Genomic DNA, 23,641 nt, shown 5'->3' on the forward strand with positions numbered 1-23,641 from the left:
CTGTCAGCGCTGTCCTACCCATCTTGTCGAAACCGTCTGATTGTATGCCTTGTGGAAACACGCGATGATCGTGTCCATGCTGCAACAGCCAACCAGTCCGACGGAGTATGCGATGCAAAAGCCAGGCCAGTCCCTTCACGTGAACAAGCCATTCCTGCTGATCTGCCTGTTCACCTTTTCGACCCTGGCGGCCACCTGGATGAATGCGGGCGAGGCGCAGAACGGCGATGCCGCGCCGGCCCCCGTGGCGCGCGAAGCGGGGCATGGCACCTTGCCCGTGTGCCGCAGCGATGCCCTCACGCTGTCGGCCCAGTGCCAGCGCCAGCCCGCGCGCCAGGCTTGACCGCACTCTGCAGGCGCTGCTGCAGCAAGGCCAGCACGGCCGCTTCCTCCGGCGCCAGCGCCGGCAGTTCTTCCCGTAATTGCTCCTGCGCCCGCGCGCGCATGCCTTCCAATAAACTGCCCTCCAGATACGATTCCAGCACGGCCGGATGTACATAGCATTTGCGGCAGATCGTCGGCGTATTGCCCAGTTTTTTCGCCACGGACTCGATCGCCTGCACGATGTTTTTCTTCGCTTGCGCATCGGAATCGACCTGCTCGAACGCCTGCAGGGCCAGCGCGGCCAGCAGGGTGCCGGACCAGGTGCGGAAATCCTTGGCCGTGTAGTCTTCGCCCGTCACCTCGCGCAGATAATCGTTGACGTCGCCCGAATCGACGCCGTGGCGAGCGCCATCGTCATCGATGTATTGAAACAGTTCCTGGCCCGGCAACTCGCGCATGCGCCGCAGCACCGTGGCCAGCTTGCGGTCGCTCAGGCGGATATCGTGGCGCACGCCGCTCTTGCCCTTGAAGTGAAAGGCCACGGCGCTGCCGTCGACCTGCACGTGGCGCGTGCGCAGGGTGGTCAGGCCGAACGATTTGTTCGCGCGCGCATATTCTTCGTTGCCGATGCGCATCATCGTCAATTCCAGCAGGTGCACGATGGTGGCCAGCACTTTTTCACGTGGCAAGCCCGGCAGCTGCATGCCGCGCGCGACGGCCACGCGGATGGCGGGCAGGGCGCGGCCAAAGCTGAGCATGCGCTAATATTTCACTTCATCTCGCACCTGGCGCCAGCGCGCATGGTAGCGGTACTGCTTGCGGCCCCGCGCGTCGCGGCCCGTCGCCTGCAGGTGGCCATTCGCGTGCGGGCAGATCCACACGTCCGTCCAGGCGGGCGGAATGGCCAGCGCCTTGATGCGCGTCAAGGCGGCGCTATCGCGCACGATCTGGCCGTCCTCGTCGCGGTAGCGGAACTTGCCGGGCTTGCCCGATCGGGCGATGCCGTTCTGATGGTCGCCCGTGTAGCGCAGGCCGGCGGTGCGGGCCGTGGTGGTGGCAGATATTTCCATGACGATAGCTTACCTTGCAGGCCGCCCACCCGGCGCGCCATTATGCTAAGGTGCGCATTCGTAACGCCGTGCGCGGCAGACAGGAGCAGCAGATGTTTGGCAGAAAAAAGAATCTGGAAGAAGACCACGCCCCCCAGGCCGACAAGCAGTATGAAAAGAAATACACGGATGACAGCTTCTGGGACAAGGTCGTCAAGTTCGCCAAGACGGCGGGGCGCGAAGTCATCGAAAAAGCCCTGTGGCTGTACTACGCGGCCCAGCAGCCGAACACCCCGCTGTGGGCCAAGACGGCCATTTACGGCGCGCTCGGCTATTTCATTTCACCCATCGATGCGATTCCCGACATCACGCCCGTGGTCGGCTATGCGGATGACCTGGCCGTGCTGGCGGCGGCCGTCGCCACCGTCGCCACCTACATCACGGCCGAGGTCAAGGAACGGGCCGCCGAGAAACTGCGCGGCTGGTTCGGCGCCTAACCGCCGGCAGCGGGCAGCCCCGGCTGGCCTTTGACGGCGTTGCGGTACCTGGCCCTGGCTTCAGCCTTCTTCACCGCCTCGGCGGCGATGTTCTGCGCCTTGATGCGGGCTTTTTCACTCTTGCTGCGCTGCTGCGCCACGTCCTTGTTGCCGATGCGGTTCGTCATGCTGGTCTCCTCGTTGATGGTCAAGTTTGACCAGCACAGCATACGTTCTTGCCCAGGCGCTACTGTGCGCCCGTTCACACAAGCGCCATACCTACCTCGCTGGCGCGCCGCCGGCCCCGTGCGCCAGCAGGCGCAGCACGACTTCTTTCTGGAATGAACGAAACTCCTTGTCGGCGCTGACGTTCGCGAAGGCCAGCACGGCCGTCTTGCTGGCCCGGTCGACGCAGACGACGGACGCGGCCCCCGGGTCGCCGCCGCTGTGCGTGGCCAGCGCCCGGCCGTCGACGTCGCGCAGCAGCCACACCAGCGCTTGCTGCACGGATGAATCGGCGGGCACGACGGGGGCCGCTTGCGGGGCGAAAAACAGTTGCAGCGTCGCGTCTTGCAGGTAGCGGTGGCCATCGACCCGGCCGCCATTGCTGAAAATGGCCAGGAAACGGGCAAAGTCCTGCGCCGAGCTGCGCAGCAGGCCGGCCGGCCAGTCCGGATAGCCGACGGGCAGCAGCGCTTGCAGGCCCGGCTCCTTGTGCGCGTACGGCTGGGCGACGACGGCGCGCCGCGGCAAGCCGGCCAGGTTCCAGGCCGTGCTGTCCATGCCCAGCGGTTCGAACAGGTGCTCGCGCGTGTAGGCGTCGAGGCCATCGGGGTTCAAACGGCCGACCAGATAGCCGAGCAGGGCGATGCCGACATTGCTGTAGCGCCATTCCGTACCGGGCCGGGCGGCAAACGACACATCCGCGTCATACCAGGCGCCGCCGCGCGACAGATAGCCCTTGACGAAGTCGCGCAGGGGCAAGCGCGGGTCGCCCTGGACGGCAAACGCCGTCGTCTTGTCGTACACGGCGTCGGAAATGCCCGAGGTGTGGCTGAGCAAATGACGAAAGGTGATGGGCACGTCGGGAAACTTCGGATGCATGAGCGGAAAGTCCAGGTAGGCCGCCACCTTGTCGTCGAGCTGGAAGGCGCCCTGTTCCAGCAGCATCATGACGGCCGTGGCCGTGACGAGTTTGCTGACGGAGGCGACATGGAACACCGTGTTCGCATCGGCCTTCTTGCCGGCCTGGATGTCGGCCCAGCCATAGCCGCGCGCGAAGACGGTTTGTTCGCCGCGCACCACGGCCACGCTCATGCCCGGCGTTTCCGTGCGTGCCAGGCCATCGCGCATGAAGCCGTCAAATTCCGTTTCCCACGCCAGCCTGGCCGGATCGGTGGCGCAGCCCGTTTGCAGCAGGGCCAGTGAGACGCCCAGTCCCAGCATGCTTCGTCGTTTCATTGATTCTCTCTTTTGCCATTTTTAATTATCTTAACAATATTTCCGCCCGCCATAGGGGCAATTGACAAATCATTGCTTTGCAGCAATGACAAAGGAAGCGGCGGATGCTTGTTTGGCCAGTCATTTGCGCCAGTAGCGTTCCAGCAAAGGCTTGACCGTCAGACCGTGCACGACGATGGAGACGATGACGACGACGACGGTGATGTCGGCCAGTTCGCGCGCCAGGCCGCGCGGCAAGCCATGCGCGATGGCATAGCTGAGGTAGTACAGCGAGCCGATGCCGCGCACGCCGAACCAGGCGGCCAGCCCCCGCAGCCGTACGCTGGTGCCGGAAGCCAGCAAGCCGAGCATCACGCTGGCCGGACGCGCCACCAGCAGCAGGAACAGCGCCACGCTCCACGCCCGCCAGCTCCAGGCGGCGGCCGTGACGGCACCGCCCAGCAACAGCACCAGGGTCAGTTCGGACAGGCGTTCCAGATGTTCCTTGAAGACGAGGGCTTCGCCGCTGACGGTCAGCGTCACTTCGCTGTCGTGCGGTTTGGCGGCGGACACGGTATGGGTTTCTTGCGCCTGCAGCAAGCCTTGCCGGTCTTTCGGCGCGCCGGCCAGCCGTAGTTCCGTCTGGCGCAAGGCCACGCCGGCAAAGAAGACGGCCAGAAAGCCCCACGCGTGCAGCCAGGTGGAGACGCCATAGACGAGGGCGATCAGGCCCAGGGCTGCCAGGTCGTCCAGCATCGCGTGTTTCGGCTCCTTGGCGCGCACTTGCCAGCCCAGCCAGGCCAGCAGCGCGCCGCCGGCCACGCCCAGGACGATGGCGCCCGCGCTGGCCCAGCATAAATCGCGCCACAGCCAGGTGGCGCCATGCGGCCCCAGTTCATGCAAGCCCAGCAAGCCCAGGCCCAGCATGACGAAAGGAAAACCGCTGCCATCGTTCATGCCCGCCTCGCTGGTCAATATGAAGCGCAATTGCTCGCTGTCGCCCGCATGGCGCAGCTGCACGTCGGTGGCCAGCACGGGGTCGGTGGGCGCGAGGATGGCGCCCAGCAGGATGCCCGCGCCCAAGGGCAGGCCCAGCACCAGGCAGGCAAAGGCCGCCACCAGCGCCACGGAAATGGCCATCGACAGCCACGCGAGGCGCAGCGAAGGCAGCCAGCGCGCCAGACTGAAGGGCACGGGCATCTTGACGCCGGCGGAAAACAGGGAGATGAGGACGGCGATTTCCGTCAGGGTTTCCAGCAGGGGCGCCTGTTGCACCAGGTCGAACGAGAACAGGCCGAGGAACATGGGGCCCAGCAGCAGGCCCACGCCCAAATAAGCGATGGCCGAGGTCAATGGCAGGCGCGCGATGCCGTCGGCGCCCAGGCCACGCGCCAGCATCAGACAACCGATCAGGATAAACCAGGCGGTGGTGCTCATGCTCCTATTCTAGCGGCGCGCGGGCCGGGGCAGCGCGCCGCAGGTTTTGTTACGCCTTGTACAACTGTACCGTATCGTTCTGCGCCTGCATGGCGTGCAGCTCGATGGGGTCGAGCGTGGAGCGCAGGCGCGGCAGGCCGTGCGGATAATTGGTGGTGATAAAGGCGAGCATCTGCTCGCGCACGAGGCAGCGCAATTCAAACGCCGTGCCTGAATCCACCGCGCTGATCAGGAAACGCACGCGCACGGCCCGCTCGTTCGAATCCGTCGCCTGCACGGTGCAGACGCGGCCGTCCCATTGCTTGGCGGATGCGCAGATGCGCGTCAGTTCCGCCCGCAGGGGCTCGATCGGGATGCTGAAATCGAGCCACAGGAACACCGTGCCGAGGATGTCGGAGGAGGTATGCGTCCAGTTCTCGAACGGATTTTCGATGAACCATTGCAGCGGCACGATCAGCCGGCGTTCATCCCACACGCGCACGACCACGTAGGTCCCCTTGATTTCCTCCACCGTGCCCCATTCGCCATTGACGATCAGCACATCGTCGATGCGGATGGGTTGAGAGAACGCAATTTGCAGCCCTGCAATGAAATTACCGAGTACGGGCCGGGCGGCGATACCGGCTACCAGGCCCGCCACGCCGGCCGAGGCCAGCAGGCTGGCGCCGATCTGCCTTGCGCCGGGCAAGGTCAGCAGCACGAAGGACACGCCCAGGAGGACGACGATGGCATGCGCGCTGCGCGTGAGCACGCGGGCCTGGGTGATCCGGCGCCGCGCGCGCAGGTTGTCGGCCGCGTCGACGGGATTGATCTGGGAAATCGTGATGCTGAGCGACTCGATGCATTGCATGGCCAGCCAGGTCAGCGCGATGATCAGCGCCACGCTGGCCAGGTGCGACATGGCGACGAGGCCCGGCGTGTCGTCGGGCGCGCTGGCCAGCACCATACGCAGGCCGAAGACGATCAGGCACAGCTGACTGGCGCGGAAGGCCACGCGCGCCACGTTGCTGGCCAGCGCGTGGCCATGGGCCAGTCTTTTCAGCAAGCCGATGCCGGCCCGGTGCACGCCGATGGCGACGAGGGTGACGAGCAGGGCGGAAACGAGCACGGTCAGCGCCGAGCGCAGCGGGCCTCCCATCAGCGAGTGAAACGTGCTGAGATCCATAGGCGAAAACTCCTTATTGATAAGTGAAATGGATGTCGGAAGCGGCTATTTTACGGGCAGATGACGTCGCGGGGGCGTGCGTTGCCGTACGGATAAGACTTCGGTCAAGGCGGATACTGGAAGAAATTGCTGCGCTGCGCCATGCCTCGTTGACGTTTCAATACGGAAAGCAAGCGGGCGTCGCTGCATTGGAAACATAGTCATACTTGCCATGCTTTTTGTTTTTGCAAAGGAAACCGATGATAGTACGATCACTCCGCATGTCCTTGCGCTTCATCCTGCCGCTTGCCCTCGTGCTGGGACTGTTTGCTTATATCGTGGTACCCCTGCTCGATAACATTACCCTGCGCTGGTATGTGCGCGACCTCGACAGCCGGGCTGAATTGCTCGCTGGAACCCTCCGCCCCTCGCTCACCGAATACCTGCCCGCGCAGGATGCCACCCGCATCAGCGAACTGTTCCAAGGCGCCACGCGCGACGAACGCCTGATCGCCATCGGCTTTTGCGACAACGGGGGCCACTTGCTGTACCAGTCCGCGCAATACCCAACTTCCATCGGCTGCTGGAGCACGCCCTCTACGGGCGGCCTGTACAAATCCCTGGCGCAATTGCCGCAAGGGCAAGTCCACCTGAGCGAAACCCCCGTCATGCAGGACGCTTCCCAGCTGGGCCGCCTGGTACTGGTGCAGGACATGAGCTTTGTCGAACGCCGCAATACCGATACCAAGCGTTTTATTTTTGCCTTCCTGGCCGTGCTGGCCGTGCTCATTTCCCTGATGACCGTGTTCGTCGCCCACCTGAGCTGGCGCGGCTGGCTGTCGGCCGTGAAGGATATCTTGCGGGGCGAGTTGCTGCCGAAAAGCAATGGCGCAGTGGCCGCCGCCACGGCGCCCGCCGCCGCACCCGCGCCGCCGCCGGAAATGCAGCCGCTGATCGGCGACTTGCGCGAATTGCTGCAGGAATACCACCTGGAACGCCAGGGCGATAACGGCTGGTCGTCCGACTGGACGCCGGACAAGCTGCGCGCCTTGCTGGAAGCGGACTTGCAGGGCGACCAGGTGCTCGTCGTGTCGAACCGCGAACCGTATATCCACACGAAAGCCGATGACGGCAGCGGTGATATCCGCGTGCAGCGTCCGGCCAGCGGCCTGGTGACGGCCGTGGAAGCCGTGATGCGCGCGTGCTCCGGCACGTGGATCGCGCATGGCGCCGGTTCCGCCGACCGCGAGACGGTCGACAAGCTCGACCACGTGCCCGTGCCGCCCGACAATCCCAGCTATACCTTGCGCCGCGTGTGGCTGACGGAAGAGGAAGAGCAGGGCTATTATTATGGTTTTGCCAATGAGGGCATGTGGCCGCTGTGCCATATCGCCCACGTGCGTCCCGTGTTCCGCTCGTCCGACTGGGAGCAGTATGTGAAGGTCAACCGCCGCTTCGCCGATGCCGTGATCGCCGAGGCGAAGACGGACAATCCCGTCGTGCTGGTGCAGGACTATCACTTTGCCTTGCTGCCGCGCATGGTGCGCGAAGCCTTGCCGAAGGCGACGATTATTACGTTCTGGCATATCCCCTGGCCGAACTCGGAATCGTTCGGCATTTGCCCATGGCGCGAGGAAATCCTCGACGGCTTGCTGGGCAGCACGATCCTGGGCTTCCACACGCCGTTCCACCGCAAGAATTTCCTCGAAACGGTGGACCGCTACCTGGAAACCCGCATCGAGCCGGAAGCATCGACCATTTCGTATGGCGGCGAGATGACGCAGGTCGAGGATTACCCGATCTCGATCGCCTGGCCCGAGGATGACCCGGCGCAGCCCGATGTGGCCGCGTGCCGCGCGCAAATCCGTGCCGAACTGGGCGTGGCGCCTGACCACTTGCTGGGCATCGGCGTGGACCGCCTTGACTATACGAAAGGCATCGTCGAGCGCTTCCAGGCCGTCGAGCGCATGCTGGAGCAGCAGCCCGGCATGGTCGGCAATTTCACGTTCGTGCAGATCGCCGCCCCCAGCCGCGCTTCGCTTGACGAATATCAAAGTTTTGACGCCAGGGTGCGCAAGATGGTCGAGCGCATCAACCGCCGCTTCGGCAGCGGCGATTACGTGCCCATCCTGCTCAAGGCCGAACACCACGGTCAGGACGATTTGCAGCGCTATTTCCGCGCCTCGGAAGTGTGCATGGTGACAAGCTTGCATGACGGCATGAATCTGGTGGCCAAGGAATTCATCGCCGCGCGCGACGATGAGCTGGGCGTGCTGGTGCTGTCGCAATTCACGGGCGCCGCGCGCGAACTGCATGAAGCGCTGATCATCAACCCGTACCACATCGAGCAGGGCGCCGATGCGCTGTACCGCGCCCTCGTGATGCCGCCCGTGGAACAGCGCGAGCGCATGAAGAGCATGCGGGCAAGAGTCAAACATTTCAACGTCTACCGCTGGGCCGGGCGCATGCTGCTGGACGCTGCCCGCTTGCGCCAGCGCGACAAGGTCATGACCAAGATCGACGCCCACAGCCGCATCAAGCGGCGCAAGGGGATGTGATGGCCGATCTCCCTGACGATAGCGCGGCCCTGTTGCAGCTGCTGAGTGCGCCCGGCAGCGCCGTCTTCCTCGACTTCGACGGCACCCTGGTCGACCTGGCGCCCACGCCCGATGGCGTGCGCGTGGCGCCCGGCGTCATCGAAGCGCTGGCGCTGCTGGCCGAGCGCCATGGCGGCGCGCTGGCCCTCATTTCCGGCCGTCCCGTGGCGCAGATCGACGCCATGCTGGCGCCCCTGGTCTTGCCTGTTGCCGGCGTGCACGGCGTGGAGCGGCGCGGTGCCGATGGCGCGCTGCACGTGGCGGCCACGCCCGACGTGGCGCCCGTGCTGGCGCGCGCGCAGGCGCTGGCGGCGATTCACCCCGGTTTGCTGGTGGAGCAGAAGCGGGGCGCCGTGGCCCTGCATTACCGCCTGGCACCACACCTCGAGCAATTGTGCCTGAAGGAAATGACGGCCGCCGTGCAAGCGTGCCCGGGGATATTGCTGTTGCATGGCAAAATGGTCCTGGAAGCCAAGCCGGCCGCCACCGACAAGGGCGGCGCCATCGCCGCCTTCATGCAGGAAAGCCCCTTCGCCGGCCGCCGGCCCGTGTTCGCGGGCGACGACACCACCGACGAGGCAGGCTTTGCCTTTGTACAACAAGCAGGCGGGCAGGGCGTCAAAGTGGGCAGCGGCCCCAGCGCCGCCACCCTGCGCCTGGCCAGCCCCGGCGCCTTGCGCACGGCGCTGCTGGCCGCTGCCGTATCCCCGACATCGAAGGAGTAGCCCATGACGACATCCCATGACACCCGCGCCAGCCAACCGTCCGCGCCAGCATCGCTGAATTGCGGCGTGGTAGGCAATTGCGCCTTCAACGCCCTGATCGACCAGGCGGGGCAGGTCGTCTGGTCTTGCCTGCCCCGTTTCGACGGCGATCCCGTCTTCAACCGCTTGCTGGACGACACGGAAAACGGCAGCGTGTGGGCCATCGACATCGAGGACTTTGCGCGCAGCGAGCAATTCTACGAGCCAAACACGGCCGTGCTGCGCACGCGGCTGTACGACACGCAGGGGCGCGGCGTGGAAATCACGGATTTCGCGCCTCGTTTCCTCAGCCGCGACCGCATGTTCCGCCCGCTGATGCTGATCCGCCGCGTCCGCCCGCTCGACCACGCCGTGCGCATCCGCGTACGACTGCGCCCCCGCTACGACTGGGGCCGGCTGGCGCCGCAGATCACGCAGGGCAGCCACCACATCCGCTACGTGGGACCGGAACAGACCTTGCGCCTGAACACCGATGTGTCGCTCAACTATGTACTGAGCGAAACGTATTTCGTGCTGGGCGGCACCGCCAACTTCCTGCTGGGCCCCGATGAAACCCTGGCCGGCGGCATCGACGAGACGGCGCGCATCTTCGAAAAGGAAACGATCAACTATTGGCGCACCTACACGCGCCGCCTGGCCGTGCCGCTGGAATGGCAGGACGTGGTCATCCGCGCCGCCATCACCTTGAAACTGTCTTTATATGAGGACACGGGCGCCATCATCGCCGCCATGACCACCAGCATCCCGGAAGCGCCGGGCAGCAGCCGCAACTGGGATTACCGTTACTGCTGGCTGCGCGATGCCTTCTTCGTCGTGCGGGCATTGAACAGCCTGTCGGAAGTGGGTACGATGGAAGAATATTTGCGCTGGCTGACGAATATCGTCGCCCGCTCGAAAGGCGGCCACATCCAGCCCCTGTACGGCATCGGCCTGGAAGAGCAGTTGCCCGAATCGATACTCGACCACTTGCCCGGCTACCGGGGCAACGGCCCCGTGCGCGTGGGCAACCAGGCGCAGGAACACTTCCAGCACGACGTCTACGGCAACATTGTATTAGGGGCGGCGCAGGCCTTCCTCGACCACCGATTGTTCCACCGCGCCGGCAAGGCCGAGTTTGCCGCGCTGGAAGCCGTGGGCGACCAGGCCTTCCGATTGCATGCGGAACCGGACGCCGGCATGTGGGAGCTGCGCACGCGGGCCCGCGTCCACACCTCGTCCATGCTGATGAGCTGGGCCGCCTGCGACCGCCTGGCCAAGGTCGCCCATAAACTGGGCTTGGCGGACCGCGCCGACCACTGGAACAGCCGCGCCGTGCTGATCCGCGAGAGATTACTGCGCGAAGCGTGGAGCGAGGAGCGCCAGGCGTTTGCCGAAAGCCTGGGTGGGCGCGACCTCGACGCCTCCGTCCTGCTGATGGCGGAAGTCAACTTCATCGACCCCATGGACCCGCGTTTCATCGCTACAGTCGACGCGCTCGAAGCATCGCTGTGCGACGGCCCCTACATGCGCCGCTACGAAGCGCCCGACGACTTCGGCAAACCGGAAACGGCCTTCAACATCTGCACCTTCTGGCGCATCGACGCCCTGGCGCGCATCGGCAGGAAAGACGAGGCGCGCAAGATCTTCGAAACCATGCTGCTGGCGCGCAACCACCTGGGCCTGCTGTCGGAAGACACGCACCCGGTGACAGGCGAAATGTGGGGCAATTTCCCGCAGACGTATTCGATGGTGGGCTTGATTAACTGTGCCGTGCGGTTGTCGGCGCCTTGGGATAGTGCTATTTAAGTGCGGGCCTGGATCGCGGGCCTGAGAGTTGCCCATGGCTGCGTTGCTTGGGCTTGCCGTACATTCGTACTGTCTGCGCCCGCGCGCCTTGCCCTGGCCATTTTTCAGGCCCGCTGGGCCCGAGGTACCCGGGCTGGAGACCCGGGCCTTGGTTTGTTTTGCCATTGTTTAAATGTTAAGTCAGGGTTTTGGTAAAGCTGGCTCCCTGCGCCCATACAACCTGCACTCCGCCGCCAGCGCCAGCAAATTGGGGTCACGCTCGCGGCTGCTCTGCATCAGCAGGGTGATTTGCTGGTGCGAGCCGTAGCGCGCGTCGAGGGGCAGCAGTTCGATGCGCGAACTGAAGGCGCGCACTCTGCCGGGCAGCAGGCTGTAGCCGATACCGCCGCTCACTAAGTTGATCAGCGAGAAGATGTCGCCCACCCTCATGGCCGTGTCGGGCACGAAGCCCGCCAGCTCAAACGCGTGGTTGAAGCTTTGCGAGGTGACGAAACCTTCGCTGAGGGTGACGAATTTGTCGTTGCGCAACTGTTGCAAGTCCACCGAGGCCGTTCCCGCATAGGGCGAGGCGAGCGGCGCGGCCAGGAAGATGTCGTCCTGGAACAGGGGCACGGCCACCAGGCCCGCATGCTGTTCGTCCTCCTGCACGCCGATGATGATGGCGTCGAGGCGGCCGTCGGCCAGGCTTTGCAGCAGGTCGCGGTTCGAACCCAGGGTCAGGTCGATGTCCAGGCCCGGCCGGCGCAGTTTCAGCGCGATCACCAGCTGCGGGATGCAGTGCAGGGTCAATGAATACAGCGAACCGATCTTCAGGCGCACGGGGTTGATGCCCGACATTTCGCGCACCTTGCGCACGCCTTCCTCGCATTCGGCCAGCGCGCGCCGCGCCGACTCGGCAAAGGTGTAGGCCGTATGCAGCGGGATCAGGCTGCGGCCCTCGCGCTTGAACAGGGGGCAGCGCAAGCCGTCTTCCAGCGAGTGCAGGGCGCGGTGCACGCTGACCGTGCTCTGGCCCAGCGCATCGGCCACCCGCGCCAGGTTGTTCAATTCCATGAAGCTGAGAAAAACTTCCAGCTTTTTCAGGGTAATTTCTTCGTTGATGGCCATGACTAGCCTCTTTCAAGGGAGTTCATTAACTTCAGAGTAATGAACATGCTAGCAGGTTGATTGTCGCGCTGGCGCTTTCGTTCTATCGTCTGGATTCGATAGCTCATTCCGGAGGCATGATGTCAACCGCCACAGCAGCGCCAGCGCAGCGGCAAAAACAATGGGACACGCGGCGCACCGAGAAGCGCCGCCGCCTCGACGCCGTGCGCCCTTACGCGAACGGTCCCGTGCTGCAACCGGGCGACATGGTCGCCGTGCTCGAAGCCTTGCTCGCGCCGGGCGACCGCGTCGTCCTCGAAGGCAATAACCAGAAGCAGGCCGACTTCCTCGCCCGCATGTTGACCCAGGTCAACCCCGACAAGATCCACCATCTGCACTTGATCATGCCCAGCGTCAGCCTGCCCGAGCACCTGGACCTGTTCGAACGCGGTATCGCCCGCAAGCTCGATTTTTCCTTTGCCGGCACGCAAAGCCTGCGCATCGCGCAGTTCCTGCAGGATGGCTTGCTCGAAGTGGGCGCCATCCACACGTATATCGAGCTGTATGCGCGCCTGTTCGTCGACCTCACGCCCAACGTCGTCATGGTGGCCGGCTACATGGCCGACCGCCAGGGCAATCTGTACACGGGCCCCAGCACGGAGGACACGCCGACCCTGGTGGAATCGGCCGCCTTCCGCGACGGCATCGTCATCGCCCAGGTGAACCAGATCGTCGACGATGTCAGCGACCTGCCCCGGGTCGACGTCCCCGGCTCGTGGATCGATTTCGTGGTGCAGTCCGACAAACCGTTCTTCATCGAGCCCTTGTTTACCCGCGATCCGCGCGTGATCAAGCCCGTGCACGTGCTGATGGCCATGATGGCGATCCGCGGCGTGTATGAAAAACACCAGGTGCAGTCGCTCAATCACGGCATCGGCTTCAACACGGCCGCCATCGAACTGATTCTGCCCACGTATGGCGAGCAACTGGGCTTGAAGGGCAAGATTTGCCGCAACTGGGTGCTCAATCCCCATCCCACCCTGATCCCCGCCATCGAAACGGGCTGGGTCGAGAGCGTGCACTGCTTCGGCGCGGAGCTGGGCATGGAAGGCTATGCGGCCGCGCGCCCCGACGTGTTCTTCACGGGCCGCGACGGTTCCATGCGCTCGAACCGCGCCCTGTGCCAGCTGGCGGGCCAGTACGCGGTCGACCTGTTCATCGGTGCCACCCTGCAGATGGATGGCCTGGGCAATTCCTCGACCGTCACCAACGGCCGCCTGGCCGGCTTCGGCGGTGCGCCCAATATGGGCCACGACCCGCACGGCAGGCGTCATCCGACGCCGGCCTGGCTGGACCTGATCGAGACGGACGACCCGCTGGCGCGCGGCAAGAAGCTGGTGGTGCAGATGGTCGAAACGTTCCAGGACGGCGGCCAGCCGACGATCGTCGAATCGCTCGACGCCGTGGCCGTGGGCCAGGCCAGCGGCATGCCGCTGGCGCCCGTGATGATCTATGGCGACGACGTCACCCACGTGCTGACGGAAGAGGGTATCGCCTACCTGTACAAGGCCCGTTCGCTAGACGAGCGCAAGGCCATGCTGGCGGCTGTCGCGGGCGTGACGCCCATCGGCCTGCGCCACGACCCGAAGACGACGGCCAAATTGCGCGCCGGCGGCCTGATCGCGCTGCCCGAGGATATCGGCGTGCAGCGCGGCGCGGCGAACCGCTCGCTGCTGGCGGCGAAAAGCATCGCCGACCTGGTCGAATGGTCGGACGGCCTGTATCAACCCCCCGCCAAATTCAGGAGCTGGTAATGACCGCAATGATGACGACGATGACAATGACGCCGGTGCGGGAACGCGCCGCCGCGCTGGGGCGGCAGGTGCTGCAGGCGCTGCTCGACGAAGTGACTCTGACGCCGAAACCGGGCCTGGTCGATTTGCGCAGCCGGGGCGCGCACGCGGACTTGAACTGGGCCCTGATGTGCCATTCGGCCTGCGTGCTGCAGCCCGTGTTTGCCGCCATGGCCGATGCTGGCGCGCAGAGTGAAGACGACGACCTGCTGCGCCAGCGCATCGGCGCCATCGGCCGCGATGGCGAGGCGCTGATGCTGGCAGCCACGGGCGGCGTGAACACGCACCGGGGCGCCATCTGGGCCCTGGGCCTGCTGGTGACGGCGGCGGCGCAGCAGGGCGTGCGCGGCGCATCGCTGGCGCCGCAAGCCGTGGCGGCGCGGGCCGGCGCGCTGGCCCGTTTGCACGATCGTGGCGCGCCTGTCGCCACCGGCAACAAGGGCGAGCTGGCGTGCCGCCAGTACCAGGTGGACGGGGCGCGCGGCCAGGCCCGCGCCGGCTTTCCCCTCGTGACGGGCGCCGGACTGGCGCAGCTGCACGCCTCGCGGGCGCGCGGCGACAACGAGACGACGGCGCGCTTGAACGCCCTGCTGGCCATCATTGCGCGGCTGGACGACACCTGCGTGCTGTCGCGCGGCGGCAAGGCGGCCTTGCTGGATCTGCAGGCGGGAGCGGCGCGGGTGCTGGCGGCCGGCGGCGCGGCTACCAATGCCGGAACGCAGGCGCTGCTGGCGCTGGAAGCGGCGGCGCTGGCGCGCGGCGTGTCGCCGGGCGGCGCGGCCGATCTGCTGGCGGCGACCCTGTTCCTGGACAGATTACAAGAAGGAGAAGCGCATGGAGACGCGTGACTATACATTCCCCGCCGGGCAGCCGGCATCGGGGCGCGCGCTGGCCGGCGTCGTCGGTTCGGGCGACCTGGAAGTGCTGCTGCAGCCCGCCGACGATGGCGTGACCCGCATCGTCGTCAACACGTCCGTCGACGGCAAGGGCGCCGTCTGGGATGCGCTCTTGCTGCGCGTGTTCGGCGGCGAGCTGCTGCCGGCGGCGACCATCGTCATCAACGATTGCGGCGCCACGCCGGGCGTCGTGCGCATGCGCATCGAGCAGGCCTACGAAGAATTGCAAGCGGGGAGGGCGGCATGAGTACATTACAACAACTGCTTGAGCGCGACAGCTTCATCGAACGGGGGGCGCGCAGCCGTGCCAAAGCCCTGCTGGATGCGGGCAGCATGCGCGAACTGCTCGACCCGTTCTGCGGCATCGCGTCGCCGTGGCTGCCGCAGCAGGGCGTGACGGCCCAGGCGGACGACGGCGTGGTGGTGGCCAAGGGCCTGTTCGACGGCCAGCCGGCCGTGGTGCTGGCCATCGAAGGCGCCTACCAGGGCGGCAGCATGGGCGAGGTGGGCGGCGCGAAGATTGCCGGCGCGCTGGAACTGGCGGCGCGCGACAACCGCCAGGGCGTACCGACGCGCGCCGTGATCCTGTTCGAGACGGGCGGCGTGCGCCTGCAGGAAGCCAACCTGGGCCTGGCGGCGATTGCCGACATCCATGCCGCCATCGTCGACCTGCGCCGCTACCAGCCCGTCATCGGCATCACGGCCGGCACGGTGGGCTGCTACGGCGGCATGTCGATCGCGGCGGGCTTGTGCAGCTATTTAGTAGTGACGCGTGAAGCGCGACTGGGCCTCAATGGCCCCGCCGTGATCGAGCAGGAGGCGGGCGTGGACGAATTCGACTCGCGCAACAAGCCATTTATATGGAGCCTGACGGGCGGCGAACAGCGTTTTAAGAGCGGCCTGGCCGACGCCTATGTGGAAGACGATACGGCGCAGATGCGCGCCATGGTGGCCGAACTGTTCGCGCGCGGCGTGCCGGATCGGCACCGCAGCGACCAGGCGGAAAGCTACCTGGCGCGCCTGGCCGATGTCGACGCGGCCGTGCAAGCCACGCCGGAAGCCGTGCGTTTGATCTACAGCAAAGGAGCCGCAGCATGAACGCCATCACCGATACGAGCCGCGGCGCCGTCTGGCTGGCGGCACTCACGAATAACACTGCGCCGCTGGACGGCTATCCGCCTTCCGTGCGCGTGGTCGACGCGCCGCTGGCGGGCGAGCCGGCGCGCTACCTGGCCGTGCTGCCCGACCCGGAGAACCGTTTTACGCGCGCCCGCACGGGTGAAATCGGCCTGGTCGAGGCGTGGCAGCTGGCGCGCGCCGTGCAGCAGGTGGTTGTTGAAGACCGCGACCTGGCCGTCAAGCGGCCATTTGTTGCCGTCATCGACGTGGCCAGCCAGGCGTATGGCCGGCGCGAAGAGGCGTACGGCATCCACCAGGCGCTGGCCGGCGCGGCGGGGGCTTACGCCGAGGCGCGCCTGGCCGGCCATCCCGTCATCGGCCTGATCGTCGGCAAGGCCATGTCGGGCGCGTTCCTGGCGCACGGCTACCAGTCCAACCGCCTGATCGCGCTCGACGATCCGCAAGTGATGGTGCATGCGATGGGCAAGGCCTCGGCCGCGCGCATCACCTTGCGCACGGTGGCAGCGCTCGAAGCGCTGGCCGCGACGATTCCACCGATGGCTTATGACGTCAAGAATTACGCGACCCTGGGCCTGCTGTGGCAAACCTTGCAGGTGGCGCAGCCCGACCATCCTTCGGCGCAGGACACGGCTGCCGTCGACGCCTGCCTGCAGGCGGCGCTGGCCGACATCCGCGCCGATCCGGAAAGGGACCTTTCCAGCCGCCTGGGCGCGCCGCATCGCCAGGCGTCGGCAAAAGTCAGGGAGGTGCTGGGGCAGCAGTGGTAAGTGAAATAACAGAGAAGACACCAAGTCATTCCTATTCCAATAACGGAGACAATCATGATCATTTACGGAACCGCACTGCTGGCCCTGTGCCATTTGCTCGGCATCTTCCTGGGCGACCTGCTCGGGCAGCTGATGGGCGTCAAGACCAACGTGGGCGGCGTGGGCATCGCCATGCTGCTGCTGATCTGCGCCCGGCTCTACATGCAGCGCCGATCCTGGCTGCCGCAGATGACGGAGCGGGGCGTCGAATACTGGGGCGCCATGTATATTCCCGTGGTGGTGGCGATGGCGGCCCAGCAGGATGTGGTGGCGGCCCTGCGCGGCGGCCCAGTGGCCGTCCTCGCCGCCATCGGTTCCGTGCTCGTTTGCGGCGCCGTGATCTCGCTGATGAACCGGATGGAAACCGCGCGCATGGAAAACCCGGCCGCCGCCGAAGCGGAGTCGATGTTGGTCAAGGAGCACCGTCATGCTTGAACTCTTTGAAAAAGCGGCCATCCACAATGGCCTGGTGACGGCCTTCGCCTTTGTCGGCCTGATCATGCTGGTATCGATGGCGCTGTCGAAATACCTGACCTTCGGCCGCGTGCATGGCTCGGCCATTGCGATCGTGATCGGCCTGGGGCTCGCTTACTGGGGCGGCGTGCATAGCGGCGGCCACAAGGGCCTGGCCGATTTGTCGCTGTTCGGCGGCATCGGCCTGATGGGCGGCGCCATGCTGCGCGACTTCGCCATCGTCGCCACGGCCTTCGAGGTGCAGGTGACCGAGGCGCGCAAGGCGGGCCTGATCGGCCTCGTGGCCCTGCTGCTGGGCGTGGTGCTGCCGTTTCTCGTCGGCGCCGGCGTCGCTTATGCGTTTGGCTATTCGGATGCCGTCAGCATGACCACCATCGGCGTCGGCGCCGTCACGTACATCGTCGGCCCCGTTACGGGCGCGGCCATCGGCGCCAGCTCGGACGTCATGGCCCTGAGTATCGCGGCAGGCCTCATCAAGGCCATCCTCGTGATGGTGGGCACGCCCGTCGCGGCGCGCTTCCTGCGTCTGAAAACGCCCCGTTCGGCGATGGTCTTCGGCGGCCTGGCCGGCACCGTCAGCGGCGTGTCGGCGGGCCTGGCCGCCACCGACCGCAAACTAGTGCCGTATGGCGCGCTGGTGGCCACCTTCCATACGGGCCTGGGCTGTCTGCTGGGACCTTCGCTGCTGTTCTTCGCCGTCAAGGCGGTGGTGGCCTGATGGAAGCCTGGCGCGCGCATGATTTATTGTGGGTGTCCGGTTTGCCGGACGGTGCATCCTTGCCCGCCTGGCTTGATGCCGCGTGGCTGGCCGCCGCGCCGCTGGTGGTGCGGCGCGCCAGCTGCGCGCCCGGGCGCATTCCCGTGGGCGTGCGCGGCCTGCTGCGCAGCGAGCGCCACGCGTGCGAAGTGGAGGCCGCCGCCGTCGTGCGCCGCGTGACGCCGGAGATGGTGGCGAGGATGCCGCTGCCTGATTTTTTCTCTGCCGCGCTGGACGCGCTGCGGCAGGTCGCACCCCTGCTCGACGCCACGGGCTGGGCCTGGGGCCCGACGGGCGGCGTGGGTTTCGCCCTGGCCAGCGGCTTGCCCGTGCTGCGGGCCGACAGCGATCTCGATCTCGTGCTGCGCATGGCCGCGCCGCCGGACGCCGCCCAGGCCGAGGCCCTGCGCGCCATCGCGGAGACTGTCACGGCATGCCGGCTGGACCTGCAGATCGACACGGGCCATGGCGGCTTTGCGTATGCCGAGTGGGCGGCGGGGCGGGGCCGGGTCTTGCTGAAGACGGATCGCGGTCCCGTGCTGACGGCCACGCCATGGGAGCCGGCATGAGCGTGCTATTCACCTTTCCCGGCCAGGGCGCCCAGACTCCGGGCATGCTGCACGTGCTGCCCGGCGACGCGGCGGTGGCCGATACCCTGGCCGAGGCGGCTGAAGTGCTGGGCTGCGATCCCTTGACGCTGGACACGGCTTGCGCGCTGGCGTCGACGCGGGCCGTGCAACTGTGCTTGCTGATCGCGGGCGTGGGCATGGCGCGCTCCTTGCGCGCGCGCGGGGCGCTGCCCGACATGGTGGCCGGCTTTTCCATTGGCGAGTATGCGGCGGCCGTCGTCGCCGGCGCGCTCGATTACGGCGATGCCGTGCGCCTGGTGGCGCGGCGCGGACAGTTGATGGAGCAGGCGTATCCCACCGGTTACGGCATGGCGGCCATCGTCGGCCTTGATCTGGCGCAACTCGAACCCTTGCTGGCCCGGGTGCACGGCGCCGCCACGCCCGTGTATATCGCCAACCTGAATGCGCCGCGCCAGATCGCCATTGCCGGCAGCGAACCTGCCTTGGAGGCCGTGATGGCGCTGGCCCTCGCGCATGGCGCCGGCAAGGCCAAGCGCCTGGCCGTCAGCGTGCCGTCGCACTGCCCGCTGCTGGAAGGCGCCGCGCTGGACTTGCGCGCGGCTTTCGACGGCGTGGCCATGCGCCGGCCGTCGCTCGTCTACCTGAGCAGCAGTGCGGCGCGCGCGCTGTTCGACCCGGCCCGCATCCGCGACAGCCTGGCCGCCAACATGGCCCAGCGCGTGCAATGGGCCGCCACGGCGCGCCTGGCGTGGGAACGGGGCGCCCGGCTGGCACTGGAAATGCCCCCGGGCAGCGTGCTGACGCGCCTGACGTCCCCTGACTTCACGGACGGCGTGGCCGTCTGCTGCGACGGCAACCGGGGCGACAGCCTGCTGGCGCTGGTGCGGCGGGAGCGCAACGGCAGCGTGCCTTAAAGCCTGGCGCTCAGGCCAACTTGGAAGCCACGGCCCGGCAAGGGCGCGATGTATTTCAGTGGAGAGTTGTGCGGCCTGGCATCGACATCGAGCAGGTTGCTGCCGCTGATGAACACCTCGACGCTGGCAAACGGCGAATCCGGCACCTGCAGTGCGCGGCTTACCTGGAAGTTCACCATGGTGTAGCCGTCGAGCGGCACTTCCTCGCTGACGCTCTTGCCCAGGTACTTTTGCTTGTCGTAGCGGGTGCCTGACAACCGCGTCTTCCAGCCCTGGTTTTCCCACTGCAGATTGGCGCCGTAGCGGCTGGTGGGCATGTTGGGCAGGTAGGCGCCGTCATTGTGCGCGCGCAGCTTGTCGGGATAGTCCGCCTTGTTCTTGACCAGGTCGGCAAATGCGGAGAGGTTCAGCTTGCCGTAGGCGCCGAGTTGAACGGTCTGTGAGGCATCGATCTCGAATCCCTTGACCGTCGTATCGGTCTGCTTCCAGTATTTTAATGGCAGGCGATTGGCCATCTGGGCGCCCGAATGGCCAAGGTAGAGATAGTTCTCGTATTTCATGACGTAGCCCGTCGCGGACAGCTGGAAGCCGCGATTGGCAAACAAACCGGTCAGTTCCGTATTCCTCGCGCGCTCGGCCTTCAAGTTCTGGTTGCCTTCTTCCTGGGTCATGATCGAATAGTGGCGGTTGCTCGCATACAACTCATTGACGTCGGGCGCTCTTTCCGACGCCGAGTAGCGCAGCTTTGCGCCGAACAGCTGGCCAAGCCTGGTTGAAGCGCCCAGGCTATAGCTGTTCAGGCTGAACGACTTGTCGTCGAGTGTGGAGTTGCTTGCATTCCTCGACGTCTTGAATCCGCTCTTGCGGATGTCGTGCGCCACGTTTTCATGGCGAAAGCCCGCATCGAAGGTGGCCCAGTCGAATTCCAGGTTTTGCTTGACGAACAGGGCGCGGCTGAGCGTGCTTGCGTCGGGCAGGTACAGCTGCGTCCCGCTGCCGGCGATATCCCTGGCCTTGTAGCTGAGGCCAAGCAAGCCGCTCAAGGGACCGGCGCGCCGCTGCGCCAGCAGGAGCTCGGCTTGATTCGTGTCAAACCGGTAGTCATTCGCCTTGGCGGCACCGAGGCGCTCTCCCGACGCATTGTTCAAGCGGGACACGCGCAGTTGTGCGCTTTCAATGTAAGCGACGGGGTCGCGCAGATGCGCTTCCAGCGCATATTTATCCTGCTTGATGATCACGCCGACGGGCAGCCCCTCGTCATAGTTCGCTCCGAACGACTTGTTTTCCATGGAAAAGCCCGGCACGCCATATTCGCTTTCCTTGGAATCGAGGCTGACGGCCACGTAGCCGCGATCGAAAAAGTAGGTGCTGCCGACGCCAAAGTGGCTGTTACTGGCGTCGCTGTTGCCCAGGGTGCCGTGGTAATCGGGCGTCACGTCCTTGTTGATCTTGTTCTGGGTCATCGACGGCGTGCCCGGCACGTAAGCGGGGTTGGCCGGATTGACGTAGGTCTTGCGCTGCCAGACGGAGGTCGGCTGATTGGTATAGAAGGAAAAATCGCCGTCCGCCCAGTCCGGATTTTCCTTCATGAACTGGTCGATAAACGGCTGCGACGCCTTGTTATAGACTTGCTGTATCCGCGCTTCTTTCTGGCAACTGTCGGCCAGAAACGTATTCACGCCGCCCTTCGCGGGGAATAGCTGGCTGTTGCACACGCCGGCCTTGCTGTTGCCGGGAATATCGTAATGGCCGATGTTCTGGAATGACAGCTGCAGATTCGTCGAAAAGCGCTGCCCGTCGTTGAAGTTTGCGCGTAAGCCTTGCGAGTTCGCATCATTGAAGCCCTTGCGCAGCACCAGTTCCACATCCTTCCGCGTGCTCTCCATCTTGCGGGAAACGAGGCCGGAATCGACGTCGACGCTGCCGCCGATCGCATTGCCGCCGAAACGCACGCTATCGGACGATTTGTTGACGGTGACGCTGCGCGCAAACAGGGGATCGAACGGGATGTTGATGTCGCCGCTGAGCGCATTCATGCCGAGGATGGACTGGCCGTCTTCGAGGATCTGCACGCGGCTGCCGCTCAGGCTGCGGATCACCGGTGCGCCCGCATTCGGCCCGAAGGCGCTGCTTTGCACGCCCGAGACATGCTCGAGCATGCCGCCCAGCGTCCTGTTCTGGGCTTGCGTATTCTCGACCAGAACGACGCTGTCGATGTTTGAAGGCTTGTCTGCCCGGACCTTGATGGTTTGCAGGGTGACGTCGTCCGCCGCATAAGCGAGCGGGGCAGTGGACAGCATGGCAGCTGCGAATACGTGATGGCGCATGGGACTCTCTAAAAAGGCGGAATGGGGGCTGGCGCGGGATGCAGGAGCAGCGCGATGGTATAGATGCAATAGAGTTGCAATAATAGCCGGTACGCCATGCTAATGCAAGTAAACTGCATTTGAGGTTTGCGATGGCTGTCGCACGGCTAGCGCGCAGCGCAGACGGCCGGCATGTGCCGGCGACTGTGGTGCAAAGTGCGGAGGTGCGAGGGGCGTTGCGCGTTGCACATGATCGTGCCGGTGGCAATGCGTGCGGCGCAGGCTGAGTCACTCCGCCTGCGCCCTATGGGGCGCTACTTGAGGTGAGTGTCAGCGGCTTTTCGCCTGCAGCCGGCGCGCGCGGCGCTTTCTTTCCCAGATGACGATGCCCGTCACGGACAGCATGGCGACCATCAGCCCCATGCAGGACATCAAAATACGCCCCGGCAAGCCGAGGATGCGGCCCGAGTGGAGGGGGAATTGCAGTTGCACGAAGACGTCGGCGGCCGTGCCTTCCCATGGCTTGTGCTGGCCGATGATGCTGCCGTCCATGCCGTCGACGTACAGGTTCGACAAGCCCATGCCGGCCGTGCCGAATTCATCGGCCGGGTCGAAGAATGAGACGTTGTAGAACGAATAATTGCCGCCATAATAAATGCCGCCGATGGGCGCCGTGATGCCGCGCTGCACGGCTTGCTTTTTCGCAATGTCCACCGCCTGCTCGAAGCCGATGGCGGGCGTGATGTAACTGCCGTACGGCGCCGGCGTCTGCGTTTCATACGGTCCCGGCGTGGTGGTGGAGACCAGCGACATGACGGGGTAAAACACTTCGCGGTACAGGTTCAGCGAGAACGACGTGAACGCGACGACGATGATGACGGCCCACACCCACAGGCCGCCCGCGCGGTGCAGATCGAAATTGAGCTTGTAGCCGCCGGCCGCCCAGCGCACCACCCACGACGGTTTCCAGCGTTGCCACCAGCTGGCGGCGTCGCGGTGGCGCGGCGCCTCGTCCGGGGCGCGCTGGCGCAAACGGCGCGGCGTGGTCAGATACAACGCCACCATGCTGTCGAGCAGCCAGATGAGGGCCACGCTCCCCATCAGCCAGTAGCCCCAGCGGTCCGTGCCCCAGAACGCGGGCACGTGCAGGCTGTAATGCAGGTGGCGCAAGAACGGCATCAGGCTGCGGCGCGACAGGGAAATGGCCGTCGAATCGCGCGTGCCCGTGATCTGCGCCGTGACGGGGTCGATGTAAACGGTGTTGTAGCCGAGCACGAACGGTTTACCCGTGGCCGTATCGGTCAGCGGGCGCACCATGAAGGCGGCCGCATGGCCTTCTTCCAGGCCCAGGGTCATGTAATTGACTTCCACGCGCGGATCGGCGGCCGCCACCTTGTGCGCCAGCGCGAACGGCGCCTGCAGGGGGCCGCGGCCTGGCGTGTCCATGATGTCGGCATTGAGCCATTCATCGAGTTCATGGTCCCACGAGGTGACGGCGCCCGTGAGTCCCGCAACGATGAGGAAGAGGGCGATGGTGAGACCGGCCCAGCGGTGTATGACAGTCCAGAAAGCGCGCATGCGGTACAAACCTTCAACATGAAACCGGCTTGTTGCCGCCAGCAGGCGCCAGAACGGCGCACAGGAAAACGCCAGGCACACGCCCGGTAGTTTGATAATGGGAATCGTTCTCATTATCCGCCGTGACGTGGCGTTTGTCCAGCGCCAATGGTGTTGCCCAAGGTCAAATCGCGCATGTTAAGATGCTAGCAATAAATTAATTTACATTCCACATGGAAATATTGA

The 23,641-nt window shown here is 65.4% G+C and carries 23 protein-coding genes; 14 read left to right on the forward strand and 9 right to left on the reverse strand.

Going from position 1 to position 23,641, the window contains the following annotated elements; translation table 11 throughout:
* The first annotated feature begins 112 nt into the window (after nucleotides 1-112).
* On the forward strand, nucleotides 113-343 hold the full coding sequence (locus AC3RCG_RS14015) for a hypothetical protein (RefSeq protein WP_162995634.1): 231 nt from the start codon (nucleotides 113-115) through the stop codon (nucleotides 341-343).
* Here the strand turns inward: AC3RCG_RS14015 and AC3RCG_RS14020 are convergent.
* Together AC3RCG_RS14020 and AC3RCG_RS14025 are read right to left on the reverse strand one after the other, a co-directional pair.
* Nucleotides 297-1,082, reverse strand: a complete 786-nt coding sequence (locus tag AC3RCG_RS14020) for a DNA topoisomerase IB (RefSeq protein ID WP_492401595.1) — start codon at nucleotides 1,080-1,082, stop codon at nucleotides 297-299. The two genes, AC3RCG_RS14015 and AC3RCG_RS14020, sit on opposite strands and share 47 nt — an antisense overlap.
* Nucleotides 1,083-1,085: 3 nt before the next feature.
* On the reverse strand, nucleotides 1,086-1,394 hold the full coding sequence (locus AC3RCG_RS14025) for a hypothetical protein (RefSeq protein ID WP_492401594.1): 309 nt from the start codon (nucleotides 1,392-1,394) through the stop codon (nucleotides 1,086-1,088).
* Nucleotides 1,395-1,486: 92 nt separating this feature from the next.
* Here AC3RCG_RS14025 and AC3RCG_RS14030 point away from each other — a divergent pair, with 92 nt between their 5' ends.
* Nucleotides 1,487-1,870: a YkvA family protein gene (locus tag AC3RCG_RS14030; RefSeq protein ID WP_046685558.1), complete on the forward strand. Its 384-nt coding sequence runs from the start codon at nucleotides 1,487-1,489 to the stop codon at nucleotides 1,868-1,870.
* Here the strand turns inward: AC3RCG_RS14030 and AC3RCG_RS14035 are convergent.
* The 4 genes from AC3RCG_RS14035 to AC3RCG_RS14050 form a co-directional block, all read right to left on the reverse strand.
* Nucleotides 1,867-2,037 carry a hypothetical protein gene (locus AC3RCG_RS14035; protein WP_162995635.1) on the reverse strand — a complete coding sequence of 57 codons (171 nt, stop codon included), beginning with the start codon at nucleotides 2,035-2,037 and terminating at the stop codon, nucleotides 1,867-1,869. The two genes, AC3RCG_RS14030 and AC3RCG_RS14035, sit on opposite strands and share 4 nt — an antisense overlap.
* Before the next feature lie 91 nt (nucleotides 2,038-2,128).
* Nucleotides 2,129-3,310, reverse strand: coding sequence for a serine hydrolase domain-containing protein (locus tag AC3RCG_RS14040; RefSeq protein WP_492401593.1), 1,182 nt, complete (start codon nucleotides 3,308-3,310; stop codon nucleotides 2,129-2,131).
* Between the two features lie 120 nt (nucleotides 3,311-3,430).
* Nucleotides 3,431-4,726, reverse strand: coding sequence for a cation:proton antiporter (locus AC3RCG_RS14045; RefSeq protein WP_492401592.1), 1,296 nt, complete (start codon nucleotides 4,724-4,726; stop codon nucleotides 3,431-3,433).
* Nucleotides 4,727-4,775: 49 nt separating this feature from the next.
* Nucleotides 4,776-5,891 (reverse strand): mechanosensitive ion channel family protein, encoded by a 1,116-nt coding sequence (locus AC3RCG_RS14050; RefSeq protein ID WP_492401591.1) that lies wholly within the window; start codon nucleotides 5,889-5,891, stop codon nucleotides 4,776-4,778.
* A gap of 260 nt (nucleotides 5,892-6,151) precedes the next feature.
* Here AC3RCG_RS14050 and AC3RCG_RS14055 point away from each other — a divergent pair, with 260 nt between their 5' ends.
* From AC3RCG_RS14055 to AC3RCG_RS14065, 3 genes are read left to right on the forward strand one after another with little or no spacing between them, the layout of a single operon-like run.
* Nucleotides 6,152-8,428, forward strand: coding sequence for an alpha,alpha-trehalose-phosphate synthase (UDP-forming) (locus tag AC3RCG_RS14055; protein WP_139143619.1), 2,277 nt, complete (start codon nucleotides 6,152-6,154; stop codon nucleotides 8,426-8,428).
* Nucleotides 8,428-9,192 (forward strand): trehalose-phosphatase, encoded by a 765-nt coding sequence (gene otsB, locus AC3RCG_RS14060; RefSeq protein WP_492401590.1) that lies wholly within the window; start codon nucleotides 8,428-8,430, stop codon nucleotides 9,190-9,192. Before AC3RCG_RS14055 ends, otsB begins: the two co-directional genes overlap by 1 nt.
* Before the next feature lie 3 nt (nucleotides 9,193-9,195).
* Nucleotides 9,196-11,016, forward strand: coding sequence for a glycoside hydrolase family 15 protein (locus AC3RCG_RS14065; RefSeq protein ID WP_492401589.1), 1,821 nt, complete (start codon nucleotides 9,196-9,198; stop codon nucleotides 11,014-11,016).
* Between the two features lie 180 nt (nucleotides 11,017-11,196).
* Here the strand turns inward: AC3RCG_RS14065 and AC3RCG_RS14070 are convergent, their stop codons facing one another.
* Nucleotides 11,197-12,123 carry a LysR family transcriptional regulator gene (locus AC3RCG_RS14070; RefSeq protein ID WP_492401588.1) on the reverse strand — a complete coding sequence of 309 codons (927 nt, stop codon included), beginning with the start codon at nucleotides 12,121-12,123 and terminating at the stop codon, nucleotides 11,197-11,199.
* Between the two features lie 116 nt (nucleotides 12,124-12,239).
* Here AC3RCG_RS14070 and mdcA point away from each other — a divergent pair, with 116 nt between their 5' ends.
* The 9 genes from mdcA to mdcH are packed head-to-tail and all read left to right on the forward strand — an operon-like array spanning nucleotide 12,240 to nucleotide 19,532.
* Nucleotides 12,240-13,916, forward strand: a complete 1,677-nt coding sequence (gene mdcA, locus AC3RCG_RS14075; protein WP_492401587.1) for a malonate decarboxylase subunit alpha — start codon at nucleotides 12,240-12,242, stop codon at nucleotides 13,914-13,916.
* Nucleotides 13,916-14,803: a triphosphoribosyl-dephospho-CoA synthase gene (locus AC3RCG_RS14080; RefSeq protein ID WP_492401586.1), complete on the forward strand. Its 888-nt coding sequence runs from the start codon at nucleotides 13,916-13,918 to the stop codon at nucleotides 14,801-14,803. Before mdcA ends, AC3RCG_RS14080 begins: the two co-directional genes overlap by 1 nt.
* Nucleotides 14,790-15,098: a malonate decarboxylase subunit delta gene (locus tag AC3RCG_RS14085; RefSeq protein WP_070288193.1), complete on the forward strand. Its 309-nt coding sequence runs from the start codon at nucleotides 14,790-14,792 to the stop codon at nucleotides 15,096-15,098. The genes AC3RCG_RS14080 and AC3RCG_RS14085 overlap by 14 nt, the downstream gene beginning before the upstream one ends.
* Nucleotides 15,095-15,949, forward strand: coding sequence for a biotin-independent malonate decarboxylase subunit beta (locus AC3RCG_RS14090; protein ID WP_492401585.1), 855 nt, complete (start codon nucleotides 15,095-15,097; stop codon nucleotides 15,947-15,949). Before AC3RCG_RS14085 ends, AC3RCG_RS14090 begins: the two co-directional genes overlap by 4 nt.
* Entirely contained in the window at nucleotides 15,946-16,758 is an 813-nt protein-coding gene (gene mdcE, locus AC3RCG_RS14095; RefSeq protein ID WP_492401584.1) for a biotin-independent malonate decarboxylase subunit gamma, read from the forward strand. The genes AC3RCG_RS14090 and mdcE overlap by 4 nt, the downstream gene beginning before the upstream one ends.
* A 54-nt stretch (nucleotides 16,759-16,812) precedes the next feature.
* The gene (gene madL / locus AC3RCG_RS14100; protein ID WP_070218631.1) at nucleotides 16,813-17,232 is read left to right on the forward strand and encodes a malonate transporter subunit MadL; all 420 of its coding nucleotides are present in this window, start codon (nucleotides 16,813-16,815) and stop codon (nucleotides 17,230-17,232) included.
* Nucleotides 17,225-17,989, forward strand: a complete 765-nt coding sequence (gene madM / locus AC3RCG_RS14105; RefSeq protein ID WP_492401583.1) for a malonate transporter subunit MadM — start codon at nucleotides 17,225-17,227, stop codon at nucleotides 17,987-17,989. The genes madL and madM overlap by 8 nt, the downstream gene beginning before the upstream one ends.
* Nucleotides 17,989-18,597: a malonate decarboxylase holo-ACP synthase gene (locus AC3RCG_RS14110; RefSeq protein ID WP_492401581.1), complete on the forward strand. Its 609-nt coding sequence runs from the start codon at nucleotides 17,989-17,991 to the stop codon at nucleotides 18,595-18,597. Before madM ends, AC3RCG_RS14110 begins: the two co-directional genes overlap by 1 nt.
* Nucleotides 18,594-19,532 carry a malonate decarboxylase subunit epsilon gene (gene mdcH / locus AC3RCG_RS14115; RefSeq protein WP_492401579.1) on the forward strand — a complete coding sequence of 313 codons (939 nt, stop codon included), beginning with the start codon at nucleotides 18,594-18,596 and terminating at the stop codon, nucleotides 19,530-19,532. The genes AC3RCG_RS14110 and mdcH overlap by 4 nt, the downstream gene beginning before the upstream one ends.
* Here mdcH and AC3RCG_RS14120 read toward each other — a convergent pair.
* Nucleotides 19,529-21,832 carry a TonB-dependent receptor gene (locus tag AC3RCG_RS14120; protein WP_492401578.1) on the reverse strand — a complete coding sequence of 768 codons (2,304 nt, stop codon included), beginning with the start codon at nucleotides 21,830-21,832 and terminating at the stop codon, nucleotides 19,529-19,531. The genes mdcH and AC3RCG_RS14120 overlap by 4 nt on opposite strands.
* A 336-nt stretch (nucleotides 21,833-22,168) precedes the next feature.
* Entirely contained in the window at nucleotides 22,169-23,416 is a 1,248-nt protein-coding gene (locus tag AC3RCG_RS14125) for a PepSY-associated TM helix domain-containing protein (RefSeq protein ID WP_070218850.1), read from the reverse strand.
* Between the last annotated feature and the right edge of the window lie 225 nt (nucleotides 23,417-23,641).

This window comes from Janthinobacterium sp. GW823-FHT01H08, assembly GCF_058797855.1.